General features: G+C 56.8%; 11 protein-coding genes. 5 read left to right on the top strand and 6 right to left on the bottom strand.

Annotated features, from left to right (window positions below; all coding sequences use genetic code 11):
• Positions 1 to 2 precede the first annotated feature (2 nt).
• Together tamB and tamA are read right to left on the bottom strand one after the other, a co-directional pair.
• A complete protein-coding gene (tamB, locus tag UR289_RS19235; protein WP_320711321.1) occupies positions 3 to 3,779 on the bottom strand; it encodes an autotransporter assembly complex protein TamB in 3,777 nt (1,258 codons plus the stop codon).
• Positions 3,776 to 5,509: an autotransporter assembly complex protein TamA gene (gene tamA / locus UR289_RS19230; protein ID WP_039261054.1), complete on the bottom strand. Its 1,734-nt coding sequence runs from the start codon at positions 5,507 to 5,509 to the stop codon at positions 3,776 to 3,778. Before tamA ends, tamB begins: the two co-directional genes overlap by 4 nt.
• Before the next feature lie 224 nt (positions 5,510 to 5,733).
• Between tamA and msrA the strand changes: the two genes are divergently transcribed.
• Complete coding sequence (msrA, locus tag UR289_RS19225) at positions 5,734 to 6,375, top strand: peptide-methionine (S)-S-oxide reductase MsrA (RefSeq protein ID WP_029741954.1); 642 nt, start codon at positions 5,734 to 5,736, stop codon at positions 6,373 to 6,375.
• Positions 6,376 to 6,629: 254 nt separating this feature from the next.
• On the top strand, positions 6,630 to 7,967 hold the full coding sequence (locus tag UR289_RS19220; RefSeq protein ID WP_032662457.1) for a hemolysin family protein: 1,338 nt from the start codon (positions 6,630 to 6,632) through the stop codon (positions 7,965 to 7,967).
• Positions 7,968 to 8,038: 71 nt separating this feature from the next.
• On the opposite strand, the gene UR289_RS19215 is transcribed toward UR289_RS19220, so the two are convergent.
• The gene (locus tag UR289_RS19215; RefSeq protein ID WP_008501430.1) at positions 8,039 to 8,245 is read right to left on the bottom strand and encodes a DUF1107 domain-containing protein; all 207 of its coding nucleotides are present in this window, start codon (positions 8,243 to 8,245) and stop codon (positions 8,039 to 8,041) included.
• A 324-nt stretch (positions 8,246 to 8,569) separates the two neighbouring features.
• On the opposite strand from UR289_RS19215, the gene UR289_RS19210 reads away from it, so the two are divergent.
• Positions 8,570 to 9,127: a YtfJ family protein gene (locus UR289_RS19210; RefSeq protein ID WP_094935137.1), complete on the top strand. Its 558-nt coding sequence runs from the start codon at positions 8,570 to 8,572 to the stop codon at positions 9,125 to 9,127.
• Here the strand turns inward: UR289_RS19210 and cysQ are convergent.
• Positions 9,121 to 9,861 (bottom strand): 3'(2'),5'-bisphosphate nucleotidase CysQ, encoded by a 741-nt coding sequence (cysQ, locus tag UR289_RS19205; RefSeq protein WP_023310160.1) that lies wholly within the window; start codon positions 9,859 to 9,861, stop codon positions 9,121 to 9,123. The genes UR289_RS19210 and cysQ overlap by 7 nt on opposite strands.
• 190 nt (positions 9,862 to 10,051) lie before the next feature.
• On the opposite strand from cysQ, the gene UR289_RS19200 reads away from it, so the two are divergent.
• Positions 10,052 to 11,995 carry a bifunctional 2',3'-cyclic-nucleotide 2'-phosphodiesterase/3'-nucleotidase gene (locus UR289_RS19200; RefSeq protein ID WP_094935136.1) on the top strand — a complete coding sequence of 648 codons (1,944 nt, stop codon included), beginning with the start codon at positions 10,052 to 10,054 and terminating at the stop codon, positions 11,993 to 11,995.
• A gap of 554 nt (positions 11,996 to 12,549) precedes the next feature.
• Here the strand turns inward: UR289_RS19200 and UR289_RS19195 are convergent.
• On the bottom strand, positions 12,550 to 12,936 hold the full coding sequence (locus UR289_RS19195) for a winged helix-turn-helix transcriptional regulator (RefSeq protein WP_023331869.1): 387 nt from the start codon (positions 12,934 to 12,936) through the stop codon (positions 12,550 to 12,552).
• An 84-nt stretch (positions 12,937 to 13,020) separates the two neighbouring features.
• Between UR289_RS19195 and UR289_RS19190 the strand changes: the two genes are divergently transcribed.
• Positions 13,021 to 13,869, top strand: a complete 849-nt coding sequence (locus tag UR289_RS19190) for an SDR family oxidoreductase (protein ID WP_033144480.1) — start codon at positions 13,021 to 13,023, stop codon at positions 13,867 to 13,869.
• 85 nt (positions 13,870 to 13,954) lie between these two features.
• Here UR289_RS19190 and UR289_RS19185 read toward each other — a convergent pair whose 3' ends face one another.
• Positions 13,955 to 15,409, bottom strand: coding sequence for a beta-ketoacyl synthase (locus UR289_RS19185; protein WP_233469311.1), 1,455 nt, complete (start codon positions 15,407 to 15,409; stop codon positions 13,955 to 13,957).
• Positions 15,410 to 15,551: the final 142 nt, after the last annotated feature.

The raw sequence follows: 15,551 nt of genomic DNA, 5'->3' as shown, positions 1-15,551 counted from the left end.
TGCTAAAACTCAAACTGATAGAGCAGATCAAGTGCCTGGTCTACGCCGGACACTGCTTCCAGATATAGCTTGGGCATCAGGCGATAGCGTAACGTGAGAGTTGCCAGTGAGTCAAAGATCCCCACACCATATTTTACCTGCAGACCCGGCAGTACATAGCCGCTGACCACCACCTGCGAGGAGTCACCCACGCCCTGGGTGTCCAGCGCCAGATTGCTTACGCCGAACGTCTCGCCGATTTTACCCACAACCTGCCCACTTTGTGCAACCCCCAGACCCACTAACATCGAGGTCATCGCCGCACTGTCGCTTTGTCCGCTGTTCAGACCTTGTCCACGCAGCAGATAAGAGAGGGCTTCCTGCTGCGACATCGCCGGGTCAGAGAAGATCTCCGCCTTCGGTTCGTCGGCGGAACCGGTGACGCGAACGCCAGCAATGACGTCATCTTCCGTCGCTTCCGGGTTACGAATCGCCTCGATATTCAGCAGGGGCTGATCCGGTGGGCCGGAGAACAGCAGCTCGCCTTTGCGCACAATCAGATCCTGACCATAGGCGTGGAAACGCCCTTCAGGGATAGTGATCTGCCCGTTCAGGCCAAGCCCCTGTTTATCCTGCGCGACTTTCAGATCGCCCGTCAGCCTCGCCTTCAGCCCAAACGCATTCAACCGCACGTTATTTCCCACGTGCACGATGAGGTTACTATTGATCGGTATGCCCGCGCTCTTCTGTTCGACAGGTTTCAGATTTTCATTGAGCATCACTTCATCACTTGAGACGCCGACCGCGCTTTCCGGCACGTCGTGAACCACGATGCGCGCCCACGGCACGTCGACGCGTCCGTCAAGCGTGAAGAGGCTTGGCGTGGCTTCAAAGACCACATCAGGCGAGACGTCCAGGCGCACCATCGGCGGTACGGTGATGCGCACCTTGCTGCCCTTCGCGGCAATTCGGGCGCGCCAGTTGTCGAGCTGGCTCCAGTCCGCGTCGCCGCTCAGGTTGATTTGCCCTTGCTGCGTCAATACCGAGCCGCTCAGCGTCGAGCTCATACCGTTGAAGTTCATCGCGATCTGGCTGGGCTGCATGTCAAACGGCATGAAGTTACCGTCGATATCCACGCCGCTGAGCCGCATCTGACCGAACAGCTGCGGGCTTTGCACGTTACCGGCCAGGCGCAGGTTAGCGTTCAGCATGCCCTCCGCTTTTTCCCCGCGCGCGAAAATCGGGTTCACCATCGCCAGGTTGAAGTTACGGATGTTGACGTTGCCGCCCAGATTACGCCGTCCCTGCGGATCGGTAATCTGGACCTGCCCGTCCAGCTGACCGTTGTTGGTCAGGCGGATCGTCCACCCCAGCTGTGCGCGATTGTTATGCAGATCGGCACTCAGGTTCAGGGTGTCGAACGCCACCGGCAGCGGCGCGTCGTTGACCTCCTGCGTCACCTTCACGTTACGCCCGGACAGCGTGACGCTGCCCTGCGGCAGTCCCTCTTTGGTGGTGTCCCAGGCCACATCGGCTTTCCCGCTGAAGACGCCGCTGGCCTGGGTCGTATCCGGCATAAACGGCTTCAGCATCGCCAGATCGAAGCGGTTGAGGTTGATCTGCGCGCGCCCTTCCGCACCCGCATCGATGGTCTGCGGCACGCACAGCTCCGCATTCGGGTTGGTCCAGCAGTGTGGCCCAATGCTTATCTTCTGCTCGGCGTTGCGGTAGTCGAGGGCAATGGATCGCGAGAGCGCCAGCGGCCCGACCGGCGTATTGAAACGCGTGTTATCCAGCGTCCCTTTCCAGCGTTCTTCCTTGCGGTCGAAGCTGCCGGTAAGGTGAAGCTGGCCGGAGACCGGCTCGCCCTGCACGCGCAGCTGGAGGTCGTGCTGTTTCTCGTTCCCTTTGGCGTCCAGGGTGACCAGGTTAATGTTCACGTCCGGCTGAGAAATGCGCTCCACGCGCAGGTTCAGGCTACCGCCGATCTGATCGGTGGATTTCACATCCCCTTCCACGCGGACGCGGGCAACGCTCAGCTCCTGCCAGCGCAGGTTATTGGCGGTAATGTCCGCCAGCAGCTGCGGTGCCTCCACCGTACCGCGCACTTTCACGAGACCTTTCGCCGTGCCGCCCAGCCCCGGCAGGGCGTTATCCAGATTCGGCGCGTCGATGGTGGCGTCCAGATTGAGATCTTTCACCCCCAGCTCGCCTTTGATATCCGCCGTGTTGCGGCCCAGCGCCACGTGCAGCCCCGGGATAACCCACTGCAGATAGCTGTTGCCTTTCACCGAGCCTTCAACGTTAACCTTGTTCTGCTTCACGTTCCCGGTGAGCTTGATTTCCGGCACGTCCATCTGCCACGTACCGCCGTACAGGCTGCCGCGGGTTTTAATCAGGCCATCCAGCTTCGACGGCCAGTCCGGTACCTCTTTGGCGGTGTTAATGCCCGTCAGCTTCAGCTCGCCGCGCCAGCTGATCGCCTGCTGCCAGTCGAGCAGCGCGGTCAGCTCGGTTTTGCCTTCCAGCGCCGCGACGGTCAGCTTGTCGAGGTTGACCTGCTGTTCGTTGCCCTTCGCATCCAGCGTGATATTCGCAGGCGGCACGCCCTGCCCCTTCACCGCGGTGCGGAACGAGAGCGTGTAGTCGGTCATCTTGCCGCTCAGCTTCAGCTTCAGATCATCGGCCTGGAACTGCTTTTCGCCGGTGAACGGCCAGTAAAGCTGCTTGCTGACAACCTCCAGATTGAGCGGCAGCCCGGCTTCCGCCAGCTGCGTTTGCGCGCGCAGGACCATGTCCACCGGGCCGGAGAGATTCACCCCGACATCCAGCTTATCGCGCAGCGCACCGCCCACTTTGACCTTCACCTTTTCGCCTTTCAGCGGATCGATGTTGAGGGCACTGTTAAGCGTGATGTCCACCGGCCAGTTATCGCGCAGCAGGGCATTCCCTGACGCATTCACCGAGCCCTGGTTGGTGTCGATATCCAGCGCGTCGAGCTTCATGTTGCCGTCAATGCTGCTGACTTTCAGCAGCATGTTATAGACCGTCAGATCGGTATCGCCGGTCAGGCGCAGCTGCTCGCCTTTGAACTCCTCGATATTAAGGTTCAGCGGCAGATGAACGTCGGTCATTTCCGGCAGGACAGGCTTCGAGAAGAGATCTTTCAGCGTTTCGCCCAGCGGCTTTTCTTCCGGCTGCGGGTTCTGGATCTTCGGCTCGACGATCTCTTCCTGCGCCACGTCGGCCACCTTCGGCAACGCGATCAGCAAGCCCTGCAGGGACGTCGGCGTCAGGGTAAGGTTTTTCTCCTGCCAGCGCAGGCCGGAGGTGAAATCCATCACGGACACGGTAGTGTCGTCGATTTTGATATTGACGTTATCGAGCGCGACCCGATAGAGCGCGATCGGGTACGGCGTGGAGAGATTCAGCGGGCCGCTGTCCTCTTCCTCGACCGGCGCAGACTTCGGCATTTTTTTCGAATCTATCGCCACTTTGACGTCTTTTAGCGACAGATCGTTGACGCAGAGCTTGCTGTCGCGCAGGCAGCCCAGCTTCACCGCCAGGTGGAACTCCCCGGCGTTCACCGCCACGCCCGGCTGCTCGTAGCGGATATTCTTCAGACGCAGATCGCGCCAGCCGCCCGTTACCTGGCCAATCTCCAGCCCAGGCACCCAGCGGTTCGCGGCGTTAAACAGCAGATGCAGCCCGGTCGTCGTTCCCACCAGAAACGCCACCGTACCGAGCAGCAGCACGATAAAAATCAGCACCCCGAGGCTTATTTTCTTCCATAAACTCATAATTCAGGCCCCAGACCGATGTAAAACTGTAATCCGTGCTCTTCTTTGTCACCGACAGGCACGGCGAAGTCGAGCTTGATGGGCCCGACGGGTGACTGCCAGCGTACGCCCACGCCCGCGCCGGTTTTAAAGTCGCTGCGGCGGATATCGTTCACCGCTTCGCCACCGTCAACAAACATGGCGCCCCACCACTTTCCGCTGACGTTGTACTGATACTCCAGCGATCCGGTCGCCAGTTTTGACGCACCGGTCAACTGGCCCTTTTCGTTCTCAGGTGAGATCGATTTGTACTTATACCCACGAATGCTGCGGTCGCCCCCGGCGAAGAAGCGCAGATCCGGCGGAACGCGCTCGAAGTCGCCCGTTTCAATCCAGCCGAGATTGCCGCGCATCACAAAGCGGTGTTTGTCATACAGCGTGCGGATCCAGACGTTTTGCGCCTGCAGGACGGAGAAGTCCACGTCGGAGCCCCAGGCGGAGTTGGAATAATCAATGGAGTAGCGCTGCGAGTCGCCCCAGGTCGGCATCAGGCCGCCGCGCGAGCGGGTACGGCTGATCATCACGCCAGGATAAAGCAGCATGGTGGTATTGGTGACGTTGGCCTGGGTAAAGTGGTCCAGGCTCCAGCGCAGGTTAATGGCGCGCTGCCAGCCGCTGGAGAGATCCCAGAAGCGGGAGACCGCAAGGGTCGTAGAATCCTGCTTGGTGTCGTTCAAGTCGGTGCGCTTAAAACCGCCCTGCACAAGGTAATATTGCTCAAGCGGGTTTTTCAGCAGCGGCATTTTGTAGCTGAAATCCAGCTGCTGCTCGGGCGCAGAGAGGCTCAGGCTGGTGGTCAGGCTGTGACCGTACGAGTTCATCCACGGCTTTTTCCACGAGGTTCTCACGCGTGGTCCAACATCCGTCGAGTAGCCAACACCGGTCTCAATGGTGTTCTCGGTGCGCGGCGAGACAACGCCATGCAGCGGCAACACCTTCGTTTTGCGAGACTTATCAAATTCCGGTGCGACAACCACGGAGTTAAACCAGCCGGTAGCGGAAAGACGACGGTTCAGTTCCGCCAGGTCTCTCGACTGGTAGTAATCCCCTTTTTTGAACGGCACGAGGTTTTGCAGGTATTCTTCACGAATTTGCGAACCTTCAAACGTCACATCGCCAAAGCGGTAGCGTTCTCCGCTGTCGTAGTCGATATCCCAGAAGGCCTGACGCCGATCCAGCGCAATCCCCAGTTGGCTTTTATTGAACTGGCTGTCGAAGTAGCCCTTACGCAGGGAAACGTTCGTCAGCTCTTTTTTGAAATGGTCGTAGTCACCGTGGTTAAGCACGGTACCGATTTTCGGCCGCGTGCTGAGCAGGTCCAGGTAATCCCGGTCGGTACGCGCCCCGCCGCGCAGGATAACGTTCGTGCCGCCAATCAGTACCGGCTCACCCGGCGAAACGCGGGCAATAAGGACCTGACGCCCCTTCTTTGGCGGCGGGCGAAGATCGAAATCAATGGTGGGTTCGTAATACCCCAGCGCTTTCAGCCCTTCACGGATGGCGTCATCCACGCGCGCGCGAAAACGCCGGTCCGGCGTCACCTCATCACTCTGGATGGTCGACAACTGCGCACGCACGTTTTTTTCCAGCGCCCCGGATAACCCCTCAACCTGCAAACGGACATTCGCCGCGCTGGCAATCCCGCTTGTCAGCAACACACTGACTAAACATAACTGGCGGATTTTTGTCACGTTTTCTCCTGAATATCCCTGTTTCCACCCTGGAAGCAAATGAAGTACCGCTCCGCGGCAAAATACGGCCTGTTGGCCAAAAACCCAAATCACGGGTTGAAAACGGGTGTAACACCCAAATATTTCTTATGATTAAATCTAGACTCATTCAGCGCATTTATTGTGTTCAATTAAACGCTTCGTGACAACCTTAACCGAAACATCGCACCCCGGGAGGCCCCATCGTGAGTTTATTCGACAAAAAGCATCTGGTTTCACAAACTGATGCATTACCGGGACGCAACACCCCTATGCCTGTGGCGACCTTACACGCCGTCAATAACCATTCCATGACCAACGTGCCGGAGGGAATGGAAATCGCCCTGTTCGCCATGGGCTGCTTCTGGGGCGTTGAGCGCCTCTTCTGGCAGCTGCCCGGCGTTTACAGCACGGCGGCTGGCTACACGGGCGGCTACACGCCGAATCCGACCTATCGCGAAGTCTGCTCCGGCGAAACCGGGCATGCGGAAGCGGTACGCGTGGTCTATGACCCTGCAGTCATCAGCTACGAGCAACTCCTGCAGGTCTTCTGGGAAAACCACGACCCGGCGCAGGGCATGCGTCAGGGCAACGACCACGGCACACAGTACCGTTCGGCCATTTATCCGCTCACGCCCGAGCAGGATGCCGCCGCACGCGCCAGCCTTGAGCGTTTCCAGCAGGCCATGCGTGAAGCGGGCGATACGCGCGAGGTGACGACGGAAATCACCACCGCGAAACCGTTCTACTATGCCGAGGACGATCACCAGCAGTATCTGCATAAAAACCCGTACGGCTACTGCGGTATCGGGGGCATCGGCGTCTGCCTGCCGCCACAGCTGGCCTGATTATCGACCCAGCGCCACGCGAGCCGCGTGGCGCTCAAAGAAGCGACAGCGTTGTCTCATAGCTTAACATCCATCCACCAGCCGCCCCCGCCGGCCATCTTCGCCAAATTGTGACCTCTGGCAGATTTACATCTCTTTACGCTATACTACCCGCTGAAATAATCGGCTCAACGCTACGAGCTGATTTTCAATGTGTTTTCACACAAATGGTATCAACTCCCCTTCTGAGGATCTGGCGAGAAGCCGGATAAACTATGTTAAACAGTATTTTAGTAATACTTTGTCTGATTGCCGTCAGCGCGTTTTTCTCGATATCTGAGATCTCGCTGGCCGCGTCCCGTAAAATCAAACTGAAGCTGCTTGCCGATGAAGGCAACATCAATGCTACCCGCATCCTGAAAATGCAGGAAAACCCCGGGATGTTCTTCACCGTGGTGCAGATTGGCCTCAACGCGGTCGCCATTCTCGGCGGTATCGTGGGTGATGCGGCGTTTTCCCCGGCGTTTTATAGTCTGTTTGTTAAGTACATGTCCGTTGAACTGGCCGAACAGCTGAGCTTTATCCTCTCCTTCTCGCTGGTAACCGGCCTGTTCATCCTCTTTGCAGACCTGACCCCGAAACGCATCGGTATGATTGCGCCAGAAGCTGTGGCTTTGCGTATCATCAACCCGATGCGCTTCTGTCTGTACGTGTTTCGTCCGCTGGTGTGGTTCTTCAATGGCCTGGCAAACGTCATTTTCCGCATCTTTAAGCTGCCAATGGTGCGTAAAGACGACATCACCTCTGACGACATTTATGCGGTGGTTGAAGCCGGCGCGCTGGCCGGGGTGCTGCGCAAGCAGGAGCACGAGCTGATTGAGAACGTGTTCGAGCTGGAATCCCGTACCGTGCCGTCTTCCATGACGGGCCGTGAAAACATTATCTGGTTCGATTTACATGAAGATGAGCAGAGCCTGAAGAACAAAGTAGCGCAGCATCCGCACTCTAAGTTCCTGGTCTGTAATGAAGATATCGACCACATCATCGGTTACGTCGACTCCAAAGACCTGTTGAACCGCGTGCTGGCAAACCAGAGCCTGGCGCTCAACAGCGGCGTGCAGATCCGCAATACCCTGATTGTGCCGGACACCCTGACGCTCTCAGAAGCGCTGGAAAGTTTCAAAACCGCCGGGGAAGACTTCGCGGTTATCATGAACGAATACGCGCTGGTGGTGGGTATCATCACCCTGAACGACGTGATGACCACGCTGATGGGCGATCTGGTTGGCCAGGGACTGGAAGAGCAGATTGTTCAGCGCGACGATAATTCGTGGCTGATTGATGGCGGCACACCGATTGAAGACGTGATGCGCGTGCTGGATATCGACGAGTTCCCGCAGTCCGGCAACTACGAGACCATCGGCGGCTTTATGATGTTTATGCTGCGTAAGATCCCGAAACGTACCGACTCGGTGAAGTTCTCCGGCTACAAGTTTGAAGTGGTGGATATTGATAACTACCGCATCGACCAGCTGCTGGTGACGCGCATCGATAACAAACCGACCGTACTGGTACCGAAGCTGCCGGACGCGGAAGAGAAGGTGTCGGCGTAAAGTACCAGCCTCTACAAACATCAACGGCTCCCATTGGGAGCCGTTTTTTTAACTACTGCATAGCACGTTGGTTAAGCCATCTCAGTCTGCAGACGCATAACCTGACGGTTGACTTCGGACATCACAGACAGGTGCTGTTTGTCCTTCACTTTTGGGACAAGGATCTTGCCCTTATCAAACTCAAAAGCGCCAACATCCTTGATGTACAACCGTCCACGGAACAGGATCTTCACGTACTTCGCCACCTGAAGCGGGTTGTAGCGTTGGAAAATTTTCATTCTTGTATCTCCTGCGAATCATACGCTCTTGCGGTGCCACAATCGGCCCGACTGTCCTGAGCGCAAATTTTAATGCCCAATGACTATAGACCAGAACTACGGTGTTACCCAGTGTGCATAAGTTTATTTACCGTTTGATTACAATTATTCAGAATAATCTTTGCAAAGCGTGACCGGGCGCAGTATAAGCCGTCGTTTTTTCATGGATATGTGCGTTCGCCCGCAAACTGGCATCGGGATTGCGGGAAAACCCCATTGATCGCACTTATGATTAAAAGCGCAAGACCAAGTGGTCGGATCACCTGCAAACAATAAGGAAACGCCATGACCCTACGTAATATCCTTGCAGCAACCTGCCTGCTGCTGCCGCTGTGGGCTTCCGCTCACAACATTGAAAAAGGACAACGTGTACCGCCAGTCGGCATTGCTGACCGGGGAGAATTGATTCTCGACAATGATAAGTTTAGCTACAAACCCTGGAATAGCGCGCAGCTCGCGGGCAAAGTGAGAGTTGTACAACATATTGCCGGTCGTACATCCGCAAAAGAGAAAAATGCTACCCTGGTGGAAGCGATCAAGGCCGCAAAATTCCCTCACGACCGCTACCAGACGACCACGATTGTTAACACCGACGACGCCATTCCGGGCTCCGGGATGTTTGTGCGCTCAAGCCTTGAGAGCAATAAAAAGCTCTACCCGTGGTCGCAGTTTATCGTCGACAGCAACGGCGTAACCCGTAAGGCCTGGCAGCTGGAAGAAGAGAGCTCCGCGATTATCGTGCTGGATAAAGAGGGCCGCGTACAGTGGGCGAAAGACGGCGCGTTAACCCAGGAAGAGGTGCAGCAGGTTGTCGACCTGCTGCATAAGCTGCTGGCTCAGTAAATAGAGACGCGGAAGCCGGGGTTGAGGAAGGATTCGCGCGGGGTATAGTCCAGCGGCTTGCCCTGCCAGTCATGAACATGCGCCCCGGCGGCCGCGGCAACGGCATGACCTGCCGCGGTATCCCAGACGTTGGTTGGCCCAAAGCGAGGGTAGAGCTGCGCATGGCCTTCCGCCACCAGGCAGAATTTCAGCGATGAGCCAATCGAGGTGGTCTGGTGTTCACCCAGCTGCTGCAGGTACTCCTGCAGCTCGCTGTCGCTGTGCGAGCGGCTAATCACCACCAGCGGTGGACGCGCATCGCGCACCTGGATCTGCTTGCGCACGCCGCACTCTTCCTTCCACGCCTTCCCTTCTGCAGCGCTGTACATCACCTTCATTACCGGCGCGTAGACCACGCCCAGCACCGCTTTGCCCTTCTCAATCAGGGCGATATTGACGGTGAATTCACCGTTGCGCTTGATGAACTCTTTTGTCCCGTCCAGCGGATCGACCAGCCAGTAACGCTGCCAGTGCTGGCGCTCGTCCCAGCTTTGCGGCGCTTCTTCTGACAGAACGGGGATGTCCGGCGTTAAGGCCTGTAATCCTTTCAGGATCACCTTATGCGCCGCGATATCCGCCGCCGTGACCGGAGAGTCGTCGGCCTTGCTGACCACCTCCATAGGTTTACTGCCGTCATACACCTGCATGATGGCATCTCCCGCATCCCGTGCGAGCTGACAAATTTTATCTAGCATTTTCCACCTCTTTGTTAACTCAGTGAGGTTAACTCTTTGTTTTAGTTATATCGTAATGTGAACAATTCCGCTATCTGTGAAGCAATTCCGGTTTCAGGTGACTTTTTTCTGTCAGGATTCACATTTCTGTAAGCAACAAGCTATAGATACATACTCTTTTGTGCTCTGCATCGAAAAAAGGACTCCTCTGATGATTAAGTTTAGTGCAACGCTTCTGGCGACGCTGATTGCAGCAAGCGTACAGGCGGCGACGGTAGATCTGCGTATTCTGGAAACGACCGATCTGCACAGCAACATGATGGACTTCGATTACTACAAAGATACCCCGACGGAAAAATTCGGCCTGGTACGCACGGCAAGCCTGATCGATGCGGCGCGTGGCGAAGTGAAAAACAGCGTGCTGGTCGACAATGGCGATCTCATTCAGGGCAGTCCGCTCGGGGATTACATGGCGACCAGGGGGCTGAAAAAAGGCGAGATCCATCCTGTTTATAAAGCGATGAACACCCTGGACTATACCGTCGGCAACCTCGGCAACCACGAATTCAACTACGGTCTAAAATACCTGCATGACGCCCTTGCCGGTGCGAAATTCCCGTACGTTAACGCCAATATCATCGACGTTAAGACGCAAAAGCCGCTCTTTACCCCTTACCTGATTAAAGAGACAAACGTCGTCGACCAGGACGGTAAAAAACAGACGCTGAAAATCGGCTATATCGGTTTTGTGCCGCCGCAGATCATGACGTGGGATAAAGCCAACCTCGACGGCAAAGTGACCGTTAACGACATCACCGAAACCGCGCGGAAATACGTGCCGGAAATGCGCGAAAAAGGCGCCGATCTGGTGGTCGTTGTCGCCCACTCGGGTCTCTCCGCCGATCCGTATCAGGCCATGGCAGAAAACTCCGTTTACTATCTGAGTGAAGTCCCGGGCGTCGACGCGATCCTGTTCGGCCACGCCCACGCGGTCTTCCCGGGCAAAGATTTCGCCAGCATCAAAGGGGCGGACATTGAGAAAGGGACGCTCAACGGCGTGCCGTCGGTGATGCCGGGCATGTGGGGCGACCATCTTGGCGTGGTGGATCTGGTGCTGAATAACGACGGCGGCAGCTGGAAGGTGACGCAGTCAAAAGCCGAAGCGCGCCCGATTTACGACGCTGCGGCTAAAAAATCTCTGGCGGCGGAAGATAAAAAACTGGTCGACGTGCTGAAGCACGATCACGACGCCACGCGCGAATTCGTCAGCAAGCCGATCGGCAAATCCGCCGACAACATGTATAGCTTCCTGGCGCTGGTGCAGGACGACCCGACCGTTCAGGTCGTCAACATGGCGCAGAAAGCCTATGCGGAACACTTTGTGCAGGGCGATCCGGATCTGGCAAAACTGCCGGTCCTGTCAGCGGCTGCGCCATTCAAGGTTGGCGGGCGTAAGAACGACCCGGCAAGCTATGTTGAAGTCGAAAAGGGCCAGCTGACCTTCCGTAACGCCGCCGATCTCTATCTCTACCCGAACACGCTGGTGGTGGTAAAAGCGACGGGCCAGGAGGTGAAAGAGTGGCTGGAGTGCTCTGCCGGACAGTTTAACCAGATTGACCCGCACAGCAGTAAGCCGCAGTCGCTGATTAACTGGGACGGCTTCCGTACCTATAACTTCGACGTGATCGACGGCGTAAACTACCAGATTGACGTCACCCAGCCGGCGAAATATGACGGCGAGTGTCAGGCGATTAACCCGCAGGCGGAGCGCATCAAAAACCTGACCTTCAACGGCAAGGCGATCGACCCGAATGCCACCTTCCTGGTGGTGACCAATAACTACCGCGCCTACGGCGGTAAGTTTGCCGGTACGGGAGATAGCCACATCGCCTTTGCCTCGCCGGACGAGAACCGCTCGGTGCTGGCGGCGTGGATCAGCGCGGAGTCGAAGAAGGCGGGCGAAATTCATCCGGCGGTGGACAACAACTGGCGACTCGCGCCGATCCACAGCGATACGAAACTGGATATCCGCATAGAAACGTCGCCGTCCGATAAGGCAGCCGCGTTCATCAAGGATAAAGCCCAGTATCCGATGAAGAAGGTCGCAACGGATGATATCGGGTTCGCGATTTATCAGGTGGATTTGAGTAAGTAAAAACAAAACGGCAACATACGTTGCCGTTTTTCGTGTTTGTTCCCTCTCCCTATGGGAGAGGGGTCCTCAGTAATTTTCCAACTCGAAGCGATGAATATTTCTTCAGAAAAATTAATGAATTGCAGCGATGCCCTGGTCCGGCTGTAAATCGCCGAAGCGTTTCCGCAAGGCCGGGGCGAGGCGCAAGGATGCGCCGAGAGGGCGTGGCCTGCAGGGATGCAGGCTCATGCCCGACCCGATAGCCTGAAGGAATAAGCTGAGGACAAAATTGCCGGGAGCAATTTTGGACAGCGCCTGAGCTGGCCCTGAAAGGGTGAGCCCCAGGGATGGGGCGAGCAATCCGCGAAGCGGCGATTTACCGCCGGGAGCCCGGGTCGCCGGGGCGGCGGCGATTGAGCCGCCCTGGCACGTTCACAGGCCATGTCGTTACAGAGAAGCAAGGAACATAAAGTGAACGGAATGACCACCAGAGTTATATGTTCCCCCCTCACCCCCGCCCTCTCCCTCAAGGGAGAGGGGGTCGCCCACGCAGGCATTAGGTCAGGGTGAAGACATCAGGCCGCACGATCGTCCCGATTCGCCATCACCTTCGGCGTATTCACCTCAATCCAGTCCGCCAGCGCGGCGACTTTCTCGCTGACCTCAATCCCCATCGGCGTCAGGCTATACTCTACGTGCGGCGGCACCACCGGATACGACACGCGATCGACAAACCCGTCCTGCTCCAGCGCCTGGAGTGACTGGGACAGCATCTTTTCGCTCACCCCGCCCATTTTACGACGCAGATCGCTAAAGCGATGCGTTCCCTGGCGCAGGGCCAGCAGAATCAGGACACCCCAGCGGCTGGTCACGTGTTTGAGCACCTCGCGTGAAGGGCACTGTTCCGCGAAAAGATTGCCATCGCGCATTTGTTCGCTGAGCGTCGGTATCGTTGTTTTCATACTTACCTTTTTGTACGTACTTACTAAAAGTTAGCTATGGTGCTAGTGTGCCACAACACCAGACAAACACGAAGGAGATTCATCATGATCGCGATTACCGGCGCTACCGGCCAGCTTGGCCATCTCGTTATCGAACAGCTGTTGAAAACCGTACCGGCCAGCCAGATTGTGGCCATCGTACGTAACCCGGCGAAAGCGCAGGCCTTAAGCCAGCAGGGAATTGTGGTTCGCCAGGCGGACTACACGGATGAAGCCGCATTCACCGCCGCGCTGAGCGGCGTGGATAAGCTGCTGCTGATCTCTTCCAGCGAAGTCGGCCAGCGCGCGACTCAGCACCAGAACGTGATTAACGCCGCCAAAACAGCAGGCGTGAAATTTATCGCCTACACCAGCCTGCTGCATGCGGACAACTCACCGCTGGGTCTGCACGTTGAACACGTTGCCACTGAAAAAGCGCTGGCGGCGTCCGGCATCCCTTATGCCCTGCTGCGCAATGGCTGGTATACCGAAAACTACCTGGCGAGCGCGCCGCCTGCGCTGGAACACGGCGTGTTTATTGGTGCGGCAGGCGAAGGCAAAATTGCCTCTGCCACCCGTGCAGACTATGCCGCGGCGGCAGCCAAAGTGATTGCTGAAGAGGGCCACGCGGGCAAGGTCTACGAACTGGCGGGCGACCACGGCTGGACGCTGAGCGAACTGGCGGCTGAACTCAGCAAACAGAGCGGGAAGCCGGTAACCTACCAGAATCTCAGTGAAGCGGATTTTGCCGCCGCCCTGAAAAGCGTCGGCCTGCCTGCAGGGCTGGCAGATATGCTGGCGGACTCGGATGTGGGTGCGTCCAAAGGGGGACTCTTTGACGATAGCCATACGCTGAGCAAACTGATCGGGCGCGCAACGACCCCGCTGGCGCAGAGTATTAAAGCCATTCTTTAACAGTGTCACCGTTCTATCCTGCGGCCGGGTGATTTCCCTTACCCGGCCCGCTCATATTTATTAATAATAAAAACAGATATAACGATTAAAAGTCCGGGTATTCTTTATCCGTCGCGTACGTTATCGGTTTTTCAAATCCGGGAATGGTGATGCCATTCATATCAATCTTAATATCTTCCTCATTTATCCCCTGCTGGCCGAAAAGATAAATGACATTGAGTTCACCCTGCGACGCCGCCTCGTCGTAGGCGTTAGCCTGACGTCGCACCTGGCGGTTACGCTGCTGATAATTCGCAAACACCGTTTCCCCATAGCGTTTGCGCAACCATTGACGGGTAAGCTTCGGCGAGTAAACCACCCCCGTGGCATTATTACCGCCAAAGCCTTTTGAATTAATAAAGGCAATTTGTCTCTGGTCTTCCTCTAATTTGCAGTCCTGAAGAGGAATGGTTAAGCGCGCGTTGTTCACCTGCGGTGCGATGTGGGACACGCTTTTAATTCCCGGCAAAATACCATAGCGGAAGACGCCGAGGCAGCCGATCAGCTGGTCGCCGCTGGCTGGGCCCAGGGAGTGACCGAGGTACGATTTCACCGCCGTCACCGGCCAGTCGCGAATCGAAAAAGCTTGCGCAACGCGGTCAAAAATATCCGCCTCGGAGACGCAATTCTTCGGCGTGCTCGAGCCGTGCGCCTGAATAAACGATCCCTTCTGCACCGTCTCTATCCCGGCCATCGATACCGCAGAGGCTACGGCTTTCGCCATGGTGATGTAATTCCCCGGCCCCGGTGACGCAATAGAGCGTTTAAAGCCGTCAGCGTTGATGAAGACATTCCCCACCGAACCGTGGATCTCTGCGCCAAGCTGCAGCGCCAGCTCGTCGTCCATTAGCACGACATACTGGCTGGATTCTGCGATAACAAAACCGCAGCTGTTGCCAAACGGGCGGCTGCTGTTGCACCAGTCGGCCGTTTCCGTTTCATCAGTGTGCTTAAGCTTGCTCTCCGTTGCCAGGGCGCCCATGGCATCGAATCCTTCAATCACTTCTGAGGTGACCGGTGCTTCGGCGCTGCCAACGACGGCTACGCGAATGCGCCCCGCTTTGATATCTTCGACTGCCGCATTCAGGTTATACAGAAACGTGGCGCACGCCCCCAGCGTGGCGCTGGTATGACCGACGCTACCCAGCACATACGCATTGAGGAAATCGGCGCACATGCTGTTCAGGCCCAGCGGGCACTGTTTGGCGCTGACGCGATGGCCTTTCAGGCGCGACTGCAGCATTCCGCCAAAGCCATAATCGTCGAGCTGCCCCATGATATTGCCCGAATAGACGCCGAGCTGATCCGGCGTGATTTTGGCCTGTACCTCTCGCCACGGGATCCCCAGCGCGTTGATGGCGTCTGACGCTCCGACAATCGCCATTTGTAACGCCCGCGGATGGAACTGCGAATTGTAATGGTCGCCCGGACGGAATCCCTGCGGCAACAGCCCTGCAGCCTGAACCTCCGTGCGCAGCAACGCCTCAATTTTGCAGTCCATCTCTCCCTGAACGGTAATACGGACACGCCGATCCGCTAATTCTTCAACGTGCCATCCCGCCGGTAAGGGTTGAGGTAATTGCCTGGCAGATATATTAAAACTGAATCCCTCTTCGCCTGAAACCATATTCAATTTTGCATGA

Source organism: Enterobacter sp. 302C9, from assembly GCF_034106085.1.
In the GTDB taxonomy this organism is placed as follows: domain Bacteria; phylum Pseudomonadota; class Gammaproteobacteria; order Enterobacterales; family Enterobacteriaceae; genus Enterobacter; species Enterobacter asburiae_B.
This window is presented reverse-complemented; position numbering and strand designations above follow the sequence as displayed.

What these genes read in the sequence shown, in the direction of transcription:
- tamB (WP_320711321.1), bottom strand. Translation starts at nt 3,779, where the DNA reads ATGAGTTTATGGAAGAAAATAAGCCTCGGGGTGCTGATTTTTATCGTG.
- UR289_RS19220 (WP_032662457.1), top strand. Translation starts at nt 6,630, where the DNA reads ATGTTAAACAGTATTTTAGTAATACTTTGTCTGATTGCCGTCAGCGCG.
- UR289_RS19215 (WP_008501430.1), bottom strand. Translation starts at nt 8,245, where the DNA reads ATGAAAATTTTCCAACGCTACAACCCGCTTCAGGTGGCGAAGTACGTG.
- UR289_RS19210 (WP_094935137.1), top strand. Translation starts at nt 8,570, where the DNA reads ATGACCCTACGTAATATCCTTGCAGCAACCTGCCTGCTGCTGCCGCTG.
- cysQ (WP_023310160.1), bottom strand. Translation starts at nt 9,861, where the DNA reads ATGCTAGATAAAATTTGTCAGCTCGCACGGGATGCGGGAGATGCCATC.
- UR289_RS19200 (WP_094935136.1), top strand. Translation starts at nt 10,052, where the DNA reads ATGATTAAGTTTAGTGCAACGCTTCTGGCGACGCTGATTGCAGCAAGC.
- UR289_RS19195 (WP_023331869.1), bottom strand. Translation starts at nt 12,936, where the DNA reads ATGAAAACAACGATACCGACGCTCAGCGAACAAATGCGCGATGGCAAT.
- UR289_RS19190 (WP_033144480.1), top strand. Translation starts at nt 13,021, where the DNA reads ATGATCGCGATTACCGGCGCTACCGGCCAGCTTGGCCATCTCGTTATC.
- UR289_RS19185 (WP_233469311.1), bottom strand. Translation starts at nt 15,409, where the DNA reads ATGGACTGCAAAATTGAGGCGTTGCTGCGCACGGAGGTTCAGGCTGCA.